This window comes from Pseudomonas sp. GW821-FHT02A08 (assembly GCF_059422045.1).
Window position 1 is genome coordinate 31,476 of sequence record NZ_JBWKWD010000049.1, and the last position, 12,171, is coordinate 43,646.

Sequence of the window (12,171 nt, forward strand, 5' to 3'; positions counted from 1 at the left end):
TAAGTGATTTCTCAAAAGCTCACATTCAATCACTTGTCATTAAGGTCACGCCAGCTATGAGGTTGGCCATGGGTTCGCAAGTCTTAGAGGAGTGAAACATGGACAAGGAGTCGCCCCTGAAAATAGATGTATGCAGTCAACTCATTTCTCGAGTCGTTGTTACCGAACCGACTTATGAGGTTTACGCATGGATATGTGGGTCGCTCCGTGGCTAAGCTGAACCCTCTGCTACGCATGGCAACCATTGCTGGTGTCGAGGTCGCAGTCAAACTCCACATCGCGCGGGGCGACGACCTCGACGCCCGCGACGGGGGAGGTGCTACTCCTCTGATGCTGGCTTCTGCCCGAAGGAAAAAGGGCATTGTGCAGTTGCTTCTGGCTGCTGGCGCAAAGCCGGAGCTTCTCGACCCCGAAGGCAGGAGCGCTCTCCAATACGCGGAGAAGGGTGAGTGTGCCCAATGCATCGCTCTGTTGAGAGAGGCTCTTGGTTTTTCTGGGCAAGTAAATGAAAACGACGTAAGCGATGACGATTCGCCTCAGACCGATGTGGAGACGATGGAGTCTTTTCATCCACCCTTCTCGAGCGAAGCGTCGTATCACGACGTAGAGGATGAAAGGGCTGAGGTGGCATCTCAGTTCGATGAAAAAGTAGCTGTGTCCGACACCCACCCGGCTCTTGAACCCACTATCTGTGAGGAGAAGCCTTGCACCCGAACTGGCGAGCATATCGTTGTGGTCGCCAAGGCGGAGGCTCACTCAAATCTCATAGACCTTGACAACGAACCACTCGATTTTGGATTCGAATGTCACTGGGTGGCGGAGTCCGAAGCGGTTGCCCCGGAGGGGGACATAACCGTAGCTGATGAAATCAGCGCACTTCAAGGAACGATAGGTCGGCACAAGGCGATCGACACCGATGTGGAATGGGACGATGTCGATCTGTTTCTTCCAGAAAGGGCGCTTCCCTTAGTGAGTGATGATGGCGGGGGCATCCGTGGCCTGCTCTTCCGGGGACTGCGCGAGGGTACAGTATCCGAGACAGCTCTTATCGAAGTATGTCTAGACGCTGACATCACCCGTAATGAAGACGCTGAACGTCTTCTGACTTTCGTTATAGGCGATCTCGGCGTTGTGATCGATGAGTGGACGGGGTTGGCCGAGCAGTCGGATCTTCTCGAGCCGACAACTGATGAAGAGTTGAGGTTATCAGAGGCCTTGGAGTTCGTAGAAGACCTGGCATCAGGTCGCAACGAGCCGCTGAGATTTTACGCTAAGGGGTTGAAAAAAGACCTACTCCTGGCAGCAGAGGAAATAGCTTTAGGTCGGGAGATGGAGGACGCAAGGGGGCAGGCGCTGGATGCGCTCTCTTGTTGGCCCTTGGGCCTTGGTGTCGTTTTTGAAGCTGCCGACAAGGTGGCTCGCGGGGAAGCAAGTCATGAGGCGTTCACCTCTCGAGATGATCTTGTTGGCGAAGGTGAAGGTAACGAGAGCACTAGTGAGACATCTTCCCGTGAGGAGGTTGAGTACGAGGACGATGAATTCGGACTCGATTCGGTCGCAGCAACCTTTGTCTCTGCAGTTTCAGCTGCACGTTCTGCCAGCAATGACTCCTTGAAAGTCCGTGATGCGCTTGCCGCCGCCAATCTTTCCCGAGTTTTTCTCATCGAGCTTTCGAGAAAGGCAGACTGTGATTTGGCAGATGCAGGCTTCTCTACTGCGATTCGACGCCAGGAGTCGGCGCGGGAAAGGATGATTCTTTCCAACCTTCGCTTGGTGCTTTCTATAGCCAATAAGTATCGATGGTCTGAGCTTCCTTTTGATGATCTTGTGCAGGAAGGCAATATAGGTCTGATGAGGGCGGTCGAACGCTTCGATTGGCGCAAAGGGTTCAGATTTTCCACTTATGCAACATGGTGGATTCGCCAGCAAATTTCGCGTGCAATTGCTAATCAGGAGCGAGCGGTCCGTGTTCCCGTTCACATGCAAGACTTGGCAAGGAATATTCTACGTGAGCGGGAAAAGTTTAAATTTCAGATGGGGGGGGCTGAAAGCGAACTCGAGACATCCCACCGAACGGGGATAGCCCTCGATAAGCTCAAGCTTCTTTTGACCGTATTCGAGAAGGTCAGCAGTTTGGACGAACGCTTTGGAGACTCCACAACCTCCTTGCTCGATTTCCTCTTGGAGGAGGAGCCATCAGACCCGGCGATTGCAGCAGAAAACGCTTCCTTACGGGCAATTTTGTTAGACATGATTGGAGAACTTGACGAACGTTCGGCCAAGGTTATCACTCTCCGTTTTGGCTTGGGCCACGATGACGCCATGACCTTGGAAGAGATTGGGTCTCTATTTGATGTTACTCGTGAACGTATTCGACAAATCGAGTCGAAGGCACTTAAAAAACTATGCCATCCGATAAGAATGGAAAAGTTAGTCTTGTATGTGGGCGACTATTTCGAGGTAAAACAGTCCCTATCTTCAGGGGGCCGGCCAGGTGCGGTCACAACTGAACGTGCCAAGCACCACGGTGCAGATGAGCCTTATCAATCGGTAGCTGAGGGTTTGGAGATCGTTCATCAGGTCTTAGATGAGTCTGCTTTGTCTGAGCCTCCGGCGGAGACAAGTGTCATTCCTCACGACCGACGATTATTCGATCTTCTAGAAGAGGCTAAGGCTCTTGGCCTTAGCGTTGAAGAGCAACCTTCTGGTGATGGCCGAATTCACGTATTGCTGCCAGCACAGCCGGATGCTCGGGTTAGTAAAGTAGCTCGCCGGATGGTTGAAATCGGTTTCACGCTTCTTTCTGGAACTACTTACGTCAAATGAGCGAATGCACTAGGTATGCCCCGCCGCGAGCCAGCGCGATGCTGGAAGCCCTACGAGGCCTCGGATATTCGACCGCCGCAGCTTTAGCTGATGTGATTGACAATGGTGTTTCCGCCGGAGCATCAGAAATTCATGTGACGTTCGCTTGGGATGGTGAGAGAAGTCGGATTTCCATCTTGGACAACGGGCGAGGCATGGACGACTCTGAGTTAGAGGTAGCAATGACTCTTGGGGCTAAGAGTCCCCTCGATGACCGTGCGCCTAGTGATCTTGGTCGATTTGGGATGGGCTTAAAAACCGCTTCCTTCTCTCAATGCCGCTGTCTCACTGTTGCGTCTAGACGGACGAATGGTTCAGTTTCCTGCCTGCGTTGGGATCTCGATGCCATTGAGGCATCGACGGATGTTGGCTGGAGGATGTTTGAAGGGGCGGCCCGAGGCTCTGAAGCTTTCATTAAACCAGTCGATGCACTTCACTCCGGAACAATAGTCCTCTGGGAGCGGTTGGATCGAATTGTCACGCCTGGCTATACCCTCGACCACTTTGCCGACTTGGTAGACGATGTGGAGCTACGTCTGGCAATGGTGTTCCATCGCCTGTTAGAAGGGACGAGCCCGACTTTCCGGCTCTTCCTCAACGACAAGTTGGTTAGTCCGTGGGATCCCTTTATGACAGGGCACCCTGCGAAGCCTTGGCATTCTCCAGTCGCCCGAATCATCACGCCATCAGGCCTCGTGGAGGCCCAATGTCATGTTCTACCACACAAAGATCGCCTTTCCGAAGAGGAATTCCGTAGGGCGGGGGGAGCAGAAGGGTGGACCTCTCAACAAGGATTTTACGTATATCGAAACCATCGTTTGCTTCTGGCAGGTGGGTGGCTTGGGATTGGGCAGGGACGCGCATGGAACCGAGAGGAGCCTCACCGGCTTGCCAGGATCAGGTTGGACATCCCTAATACTGCGGACTCCGCTTGGAAGATCGACGTCAAGAAGTCCACCGCTCGACCTCCCGTAACCGTGCGCCCTTGGCTTACGAAGTTGGCCGAGGATACGAGAGAAAGAGCCAGAAGAGTCTTTGCTTATCGTGGTACGCCAATACCCGGGCCGGGAGGGCTCAAGATTGAGCACCAGGCATGGCGTGTCGATAGACTAAAGGATGGTGTTCGGTACCGCATTGACGAGAGGCATCCAGCGGTGGCTGCGGTAATTGAGGCGGTTGGCGGTAATGCTGACCTTGTTCGGGCCATGTTACGCGTGGTCGAGGAGACAGTACCTGTCCAGCGGATATGGCTCGACACAGCTGAAAACAAGGATACCCCAAAGACCGGCTTTTCAGGAGAGCCCGAAACGGCTCCCGATGGCGTCAGAACCGTCCTCCTGACGCTCTTTCGAGATATGGTCGGGCGGCGAGGAATGAGCTCCGAGATGGCTGTCACTTCCCTGTCCTTGACGGAACCTTTTCAGAACTACCCCAATCTCGTCGCGTCCCTTCCGAGTCTCGCGGCGATACCCGACGAAGGGAAAGCAGGATGACGGAAGAGCAGAACAAGGTATTTCAGCGAGTCGTCAGCGTCACTCAGACCTTCTTGGTTGAGGCTATGGAGAAGGGCTCAGTTACGCCTACGCTCATCGCTGAGAAAGTCGACTTTGTCGCGACTCATATGGCCCCGGGCGAAAACGTTGACCGAAAAAAGGCCGTCGCAGAACTCATTCGTCGATTCAGCCTATGGATCGGCGGAGCGTCCACGCTATCAGATAAGACCGGTCATAAGGACTGGCTTATCGCCGCCCGCAGAAAAGACTGGCGCTACTGGCAGCGCTACCGCGATTTCCTTGAGAGCCAGATCTCCGTCAAGGCAGTGGACGCCCTGGACGATGCGACCAACAAAATCCTCGAACTGCTTGAGGACCCTCTTCGCGAGGAGGGCTGGGATAGGCGCGGGCTTGTCGTCGGACATGTCCAGTCCGGTAAGACGGGAAACTACACGGGGCTGATTTGCAAAGCGGCCGACGCAGGCTACAAGATCATCATTGTGCTTGCCGGCCTCCATAACAATCTGCGTTCCCAGACCCAGATTCGCCTAGAGGAGGGCTTCCTCGGCTACGAGACCTCGGCGAAGAACGATGTCGTACGCTACATCGGGGTCGGCGAGAACGGGCGCGACTCCGAGATCCGCCCCAACTGCGCGACGAACCGCTCGGATAATGGCGACTTCAACACCAAGGTCGCGAAACACCTAGCCATCTCCCCGGAGCAGAGGCCTTGGCTATTCGTCGTCAAAAAGAACAAGACGGTGCTAGATCGCCTCCTCAAATGGATTCGCAATCATGTCGCGGACACTAAGGACGCGGACGGCCGTCCGCTAGTATCAGGCTTTCCTCTGCTTTTGATCGACGACGAGGCCGATCACGCCTCGGTCGATACCGGGGACCAAGTGGTGAGCAAGGACGGCTCCGTGGACGACGAATACCAGCCGAAGGCCATCAATAGCCGCATCCGAAAAATCCTCCACTCCTTCTCCCGAAAAGCCTATGTGGGATACACCGCTACGCCGTTCGCTAACATCTTCATTGATCGGCGCAAGGCGACCAAGGAGGAGGGGGCCGACTTGTTCCCGCAGTCTTTCATCATCAACATCTCTGCACCATCGAATTACGTCGGCCCTGCCCGTGTCTTCGGACTGCGCGCGACAGAGGGCAGAGCTGGAGGCCTACCCTTGACTCGCGAGGTTGACGATCAGGCGAGCGAGACAGGAGAGGGCGGCTGGATGCCTCCTCGGCACGACAAGAACCACGTTCCCCTGTTCAAAGGGCGCGACGAAGTGCCCCCATCCCTCAGGGAGGCAATCTCGGCCTTCGTTCTGGTCTGCGCCGTCCGGGTCCTACGTGGACAGGGTCGCAGACACTGCTCGATGTTGATTCACGTAACTCGCTACACCGCCGTTCAGGAGGAGGTTCGTCGCCAGGTCGAGAATCTAGTGAGGAGCTATCGCCAGCAGATAGAACGCGGCTTCGATAAAGACAAATTAGTGGCGGAGTGGCGGGAGCTCTGGGACTCCGACTTCGCTCCGACGTCGGCCGCCGTAGCAACGGCCATGGGTGAGACGGGCGGTGAGTTCGACCTCCCGGAATGGGAAGACGTAGAAGCTGTTCTGGCAGATGTTTTGGGAGACTTGGCGAGCAGCGTCAGGGCAATCAATGGTTCGGCGGGGGACGTCCTCGATTATGCGGAACGCGAAGAGACCGGGCTGAAGGTCATCGCCGTCGGCGGCGACAAACTCGCGCGAGGCCTGACCCTCGAGGGGCTCTGCGTCAGTTACTTCGTGAGAACCACGAAGATGTACGACACCCTGATGCAGATGGGCCGTTGGTTCGGCTACCGTCCCGGATACCTCGATATCTGCCGCCTCTATACGACTTCTGACCTCGTGGAGTGGTTCGGGCACATCACCGATGCAGCGGAGGAGCTTCGCCAAGAGTTCGACACCATGGCTAAGGTACATGCCACCCCCGAGAATTACGGTATGAAGGTTCAGTCGCACCCCGTTCTTATGGTTACCTCGCCTATCAAGATGCGCAGCGCCAAGAGTCTGCAAGTCTCCTTCTGCGGATCGGTCCTTGAGACCGTCGCCTTTCATCGTGACTCCTCTGTCATCGAGAAGAATCTAGCAGTCATGGAGAGGCTCCTCGACGCTGCCGGAACTCCTGCGGAGAGCGGCTCAATCGTCCGGAAGCGAGGCGAGAACACTCAAGAGTGGAAGGGGTTTCTCTGGAGTAACGTTCCGGCCGAGCATGTGATCGAGTTCTTCTCCGGGTATCTGACTCACCCTGCCGCGCGGAAGGTAAACAGCGCCGTGCTGGCCGACTTCGTGAAGGTGATGGCAGGAAGGGGGGAGCTCACGTCTTGGACCATTGCACTTGTAGGCGGTAGCGAAGGAGCGGATTGCGTAATCTGCGGAAAATATGTGCTAGGAAACATGATTGTTCGAAACCAAAATCCAAGTTCGAAAGGGGAGCATTACTCCATCGGGCGCCTTCTGTCGCCCAGAGACGAGTCGATCGATCTCGACGAGGACGCTTGGATGGCCGCTCTGAGTCTCACAGTCGAAGATAGGATGATGGACCCTGCACGAAGGACGGAAGAGACAGGCAAGGAGCCGCCTAAAACCCCGAGCGGGGGCTTCGTTCGACAGGTTCGAGGGTTAGGTGCGAAAGGAGTCCTTGGCCATCCCGAGCGAGGCCTTCTACTTGTATACCCTATTGACCCTTGCGGTGCAGGACTCCCGGTGGACGCTCATCCCGTCATTGGCTTCGGAGTGAGTTTCCCCGCGAGTCGCTCGACGACAACCGTCAAGTACGAAGTGGATCACCTGCTCTGGGAGACTGAGTATGCGCCGGCCGATTGACGAGTTCGTCGCAGCTTGGGACGCACTCTCCGGGAGTCGAGGGGAGGAGGGCGGCTGGCTTGGCATCGCAGTGACTTCCGTCGGTAGGTGCGAACTCATGGCGGCCCGGCGCTGCCCGGGCAACGAAGAATCTCTTCTTGTTCGCTTCCCGACGGCTCGCCTAGGATCGTCCGAACGACTGCCCGAGGGCAGGGGGTTCGAGGTCGTCCGGGCGGATCCTCGTGGCGACGGCAAGACTTGGATAGCCCTGTCGCGCAAGGAGTCCGGCAGCCCCGAGCTGTTCTCAGAGATGGTCGGTGATGTCGCTGGAGCCATGGACGCTTCCACTGGAGAGGGCGAGGATGCCGTATTGCGAACAATGTTGCGCAGGGTTCGCATGTGGCAGCAGTTCATGTCCCGTGGGGCGGTTCCTCTCAGTCCCGAGGCGGAGCTTGGTCTGGTGGGCGAACTCGTCTTTATGGTCGCTCTAATGGATTCGGGAGTTTCGACTGAGGAGGCGCTCAGAGGCTGGGTTGGGCCCGACGACGCTCTGCAGGATTTTCTGTTGGGTGATGGCGCGATTGAGGTAAAGGCGACGATGTCCTCGTCTGGCTTCCCAGTGAAGATAGCCTCCCTTGAGCAGCTGGACGACTCGGTGGCATCGCCACTCTTTCTCGCTGCCGTCCGGTTCGCTCGTGAGGATGATGGGCTCACCCTCCCTGAAATTGTTGCGGAGGCCGAGCAACGCCTTGACGGCGAGCCAGGAGCGGTCGATTTCCTCAAAGATAGATTGATGGTTGCCGGTTACACCGAAATCCACTCGAGGCATTACACCCGAAGGTTCGAGCGGAAGGAAATGCGAGTTTTCTCCGTGTCTGAGGGCTTCCCTCGGTTGACTACAGGAACTGTCCCTGTCGGTGTAACTCGAGCCCTATACGAAATCAATTTGGACCACGCTGGGGACTTCCTGTTGGATCTCGAGGCGGCTCTCAAACTATTAGGAGTAAATGGATGACACTTGATGACTTTTTCACTGAGACCCGGGGCGAGATAGCGACGCTGATGTCTGACGGCACCCCCTTTGGCGAACTCGTTTTTTCCGAAGTGGTGATGCAGCACCTCGTTGATGCTGGAATGACTTTCGACCCAGTTGTCTGCCACTTTCAGGGGAAGGTCGGAAATGCGAATTTGCGCTTGAGCGGTTATGCCATGTCCGAAGACGCAGACCAGCTTGACCTGTTCGTAAGTCTGTACGAAGGCTTCGAAAGCCTGAGCCCGATCCCCGATCAAGACGTCAAGACAGCGGCGGCCCAATGTGTTCGCTTCTTGGAGCTCTGTGCAGCTGGCCGTATTGCCGAAAAGCTTGATCCGTCAAGTGACGTCCATTCCCTGGCGCTGACGATTCGAGAAATTTACGACGGGCTTGAACAGGTACGTGTTTACGTACTTACGGACGGTATAGCCAAGTCGAAGAGCTTCAAAGCCCGAGACGTTGGCGGAAAGCACGTGAAGCTTGAAGTCATGGATATTGAGCGGCTTTTTCGCCATCGTTCTGAAGGTAAGCCACGTGATGAGCTTGTTGTTGACTTCAATGAGGTGTCAGGTTCTCCACTGCCGTGCGTTTTCGTACCAGGCGAAACAGGGGACTATGACTATGCACTTACCGCAATCCCAGGTGAGGCGCTTCGGTTCGTTTATGAAAAATTTGGACCTCGCCTGCTTGAGGCCAATGTGCGCTCATTCTTAAGCGTGAAGGCCAAGGGCGTGAATGCGGGACTCCAGAATACTTTGCGGAGTGCCCCGGAAAGATTCATGGCCTATAACAATGGGATAGTATTAGTCGCTGATGAGATGCGACTGGATCGTACCGCAGATGGATCACCAGGCATCGCTTGGTTGCGTGGTATGCAAATCGTTAATGGTGGCCAAACTACAGCTTCAATTTTCTTCGCCAAGAAAAAATATGCAGAAACGGATTTGAGCAAAGTTCGCGTTCCAGCCAAAATCATCGTTATGAAAGAGCAGGATCCTGCAAAAGAGGAGGCTCTTGTCTCCGATATCTCGCGCTATGCCAACAGTCAAAATGCTGTTCGGCAATCAGATCTATCAGCCAATAAACCATTCCATGTTGATATTGAGCGGTTATCGCTTTCGGTCTATTGCCCTGATGGCATGGGCCGATGGTTCTACGAGAGGGCTGCGGGCAGTTACAACACTCTACTCTCACGTGAAGGTGTCACTCCAGCTAAGCTTCGCGCCCTGAGGGAGTCTGTACCAACCTCGAGGAAAATAACAAAAACTGAGTTGGCGAAGTACTCCACTGCGTGGGATGGCCACGCTGATGTTGTCAGTCTTGGCGCACAGAAGTGCTTTGATCGGTTCATGTCTGGTATGACTGACGTTGAGGCTAAAGGTACGGCTTTTACTCCGGATGTTTCTTATTTTAAGGCTATTGTCTCGAAAGCGTTGCTGTTCAAGGCGGTCCACAAGACTGCGCGACCATTGGTGCCTGCCTTTCTCGCGAACGTTGCGGCTTACACTGTTGCATTAATTTCTCAAGCTTACGGCAAGTCCTTTAACCACGAGCGTGTTTGGAGCAGGCAAGGTATTTCTCCTCAGCTTGTTAAGCAGATCGAAGTTTGGGCTAAAGAAGTCAATGATCGTCTTCATGAGACAGCTAATGGCAGGATGATCTCTGAATGGGCAAAGCGTCCAGAGTGTCGAGAGGCTATGTTCTCTCGACCGTTCTCTCCTCCCTTGGCAGATATTCCTGAGACGCTTTGATATCCCATGACCCAGAGAGAAAGCTCAAAACTATGGGTGCAGGGTTAGTAAGTCGCGAATTTTCATTGGCAGTGGCTGGCTGGAAATTCCCCGTAGTTACGGGGGACTGCCCCCCGTAACTATCCGGCGCTGATTGCATTGCTCGATAGTCTGTCCGGTTCGATCAAATGCCAAGTGACGCTTGGCGGTTTTTCCCTGATCGATAGGAGTCGATGATCTCAGCGACAACAGCTGCGATTTTTCTAGCAAGCAGCGGCGGGACTGCGTTGCCGATTTGTGTGTACTGCTGTGTTCTATTTCCCGCGAAGAAGTAATTGTCAGGAAAAGTCTGAAGTCGCGCGGCTTCGCGAACAGTCAAGCTCCGGCACTGACTTGGATCCGGGTGAATATAGTAATGGCCATCTTTAGCTATGTGGGCGACGACTGTGGTAGACGGACCATCTTCCATTTGAACTCTGAAACGGTCACTAAAGGGGACGGAATCGGAAGACACGTTTTCATGAGCTGGCAGAAGTTGCTCAGGGAACTGGTGTATTTTTGGCGAAGTGCCTTTCAACCTTGCGTAGCTTGCTGCAAAAATATACCTATGCAGGTCAGAGCGCATGTGGCTTCTAGCCTCATGCTGCAGCACCCCTTTTAGTCTTGGGTCGAGGAACCACTCACGTTGCTTGGCATTCATTTTTGGAACGACATTCCAAGGTATGAATACACTGCCACTAGATTTCAGCCTCCGTGCATCTTCAGCAGCACTTTTCATGGCATCTATTAAATCTCCCCGGCCAGCTTCGTAGGATTGGTAAAGCATAGAACTGGCCTCCTCCAAAGCGGAGAGCCAGGCTTCGAGGGAGTCTCCTCCCCTTGAAATTTTGCTCCGTACTGGAGGGAGTCCTGATAAAGCCTGCCCGACCGTGAAAACCGTTTTGCTGGGTTCCATTACTAGCTTGTGCGGACGCTCCAATAGAGCAGGACAGTTCGAGGCAACGTCAGAGCGAACCCCAAGCAGGATAACCCTGTGTCGAGCCTGCGGAAGACCGTGACGTTCTGCTTGAATGACAAAATCATGTGGATCTGGTTTCTCCACATCTTTAGGGACGACTAAGGAACGGATGTTGTACGAAAGATCGCCGCCAGGATTCGAGAGGTCCTCGAGAATTTGCTGGAAAATGTTCGAGCCGCTGTGCTTCGAGGACAGTATGCCTTTCACATTCTCCATGACGAAGATGGTAGGTTTGAACTCGCGAATAATCCGCAGATATTCTTTGTAGAGGAAGTGTTTCTCGTCGCTTTCAAACTTCTCTTGGCTTTCGCGTGTCCGACGGGCACGGCCTGCTACAGAGTATGCTTGGCACGGCGGGCCACCTATGAGAATCCATTCATCTGCGCCAATCAGTGCCTCCCTGATCCAATTGTCAACCTCGTCTGGCGAAATTTTACCAAGCTCTGCGAGCTTAGCTTCTTCCGAGGCCTCCACAGCTTCTGCAGGGATGTCCGGATGTTTGAAAAGCTCGTCCCGAGTAATTTCGCCTCGGATGTATTGGTAGTAAGCGTCTGGCACTTCGCCTTTCGGAAAAGCGCGGAACAATGCGCGGAGAGATAAAGTCGCGTGAGCGACAGGGTCTTTCTCGATCGAGACACGTAGCTGAAACTTACGTACACCCTTCTCAGGGCCACCGATTGAAGAGAATCCCTCCCCGAGTCCGCCCGGGCCGGCAAAGAGGTCGATGACCGGGATAGAATCCTTATATTTCATTGATTTAGTCGATGCGCCTAAGACGAAAATAAAAAAAGCGCACTGTAGCGCTCAGGTGAGTTGCGTCCCAGAACGGACACGCCCTATTTGCGATAAATGGTAACGGTTCACTAGGTACCGGGCAAGAAATGAACTTTAGGTAGAAGTGCCGAATTCCATCAATGTAGGTCCGCGACAAGGCTTCCGATTTATTTCATTTTGTAGCAGAGGCCTCAACGGTCGGGCTGCCAAAGCGGTTATGAGTTTTGAATGGCCATTGAGGCGGAAACTGCTGTAAGTATTGTAAGAATTTTCTAAACGTGAGGATGAAGTGAGTGTCCATGGCAGAACAAAAAAGCCCCGATCAGGACGGGGGTGTCAGAAATTTTGTGTTCGGGCATAACATGAGTAAGAGGTGCATGTATGCCAACCAAGAAGAAACCCGCGT

The 12,171-nt window shown here is 54.3% G+C and carries 6 protein-coding genes; 5 read left to right on the forward strand and 1 reads right to left on the reverse strand.

What is annotated here, in order from left to right; genetic code table 11:
* Positions 1–207: 207 nt before the first annotated feature.
* From AC07W4_RS25335 to AC07W4_RS25355, 5 genes are read left to right on the forward strand one after another with little or no spacing between them, the layout of a single operon-like run.
* A complete protein-coding gene (locus tag AC07W4_RS25335) occupies positions 208–2,826 on the forward strand; it encodes a sigma-70 family RNA polymerase sigma factor (protein ID WP_495034399.1) in 2,619 nt (872 codons plus the stop codon).
* A gap of 38 nt (positions 2,827–2,864) precedes the next feature.
* Complete coding sequence (locus tag AC07W4_RS25340) at positions 2,865–4,358, forward strand: ATP-binding protein (RefSeq protein ID WP_495034400.1); 1,494 nt, start codon at positions 2,865–2,867, stop codon at positions 4,356–4,358.
* The gene (locus AC07W4_RS25345) at positions 4,355–7,231 is read left to right on the forward strand and encodes a Z1 domain-containing protein (RefSeq protein ID WP_495034401.1); all 2,877 of its coding nucleotides are present in this window, start codon (positions 4,355–4,357) and stop codon (positions 7,229–7,231) included. The genes AC07W4_RS25340 and AC07W4_RS25345 overlap by 4 nt, the downstream gene beginning before the upstream one ends.
* On the forward strand, positions 7,215–8,225 hold the full coding sequence (locus tag AC07W4_RS25350; RefSeq protein ID WP_495034402.1) for a PD-(D/E)XK motif protein: 1,011 nt from the start codon (positions 7,215–7,217) through the stop codon (positions 8,223–8,225). Before AC07W4_RS25345 ends, AC07W4_RS25350 begins: the two co-directional genes overlap by 17 nt.
* Positions 8,222–9,994, forward strand: a complete 1,773-nt coding sequence (locus tag AC07W4_RS25355; protein WP_495034403.1) for an AIPR family protein — start codon at positions 8,222–8,224, stop codon at positions 9,992–9,994. Before AC07W4_RS25350 ends, AC07W4_RS25355 begins: the two co-directional genes overlap by 4 nt.
* A gap of 163 nt (positions 9,995–10,157) precedes the next feature.
* Here the strand turns inward: AC07W4_RS25355 and AC07W4_RS25360 are convergent, their stop codons facing one another.
* Positions 10,158–11,744 (reverse strand): DNA cytosine methyltransferase, encoded by a 1,587-nt coding sequence (locus tag AC07W4_RS25360; RefSeq protein ID WP_495034404.1) that lies wholly within the window; start codon positions 11,742–11,744, stop codon positions 10,158–10,160.
* Positions 11,745–12,171 lie beyond the last annotated feature (427 nt).

Excerpts from the sequence above, each read along its gene's own strand:
- AC07W4_RS25340 (WP_495034400.1), top strand. The coding sequence starts at position 2,865 with ATGCTGGAAGCCCTACGAGGCCTCGGATATTCGACCGCCGCAGCTTTA.
- AC07W4_RS25345 (WP_495034401.1), top strand. The coding sequence starts at position 4,355 with ATGACGGAAGAGCAGAACAAGGTATTTCAGCGAGTCGTCAGCGTCACT.
- AC07W4_RS25350 (WP_495034402.1), top strand. The coding sequence starts at position 7,215 with ATGCGCCGGCCGATTGACGAGTTCGTCGCAGCTTGGGACGCACTCTCC.
- AC07W4_RS25355 (WP_495034403.1), top strand. The coding sequence starts at position 8,222 with ATGACACTTGATGACTTTTTCACTGAGACCCGGGGCGAGATAGCGACG.
- AC07W4_RS25360 (WP_495034404.1), bottom strand. The coding sequence starts at position 11,744 with ATGAAATATAAGGATTCTATCCCGGTCATCGACCTCTTTGCCGGCCCG.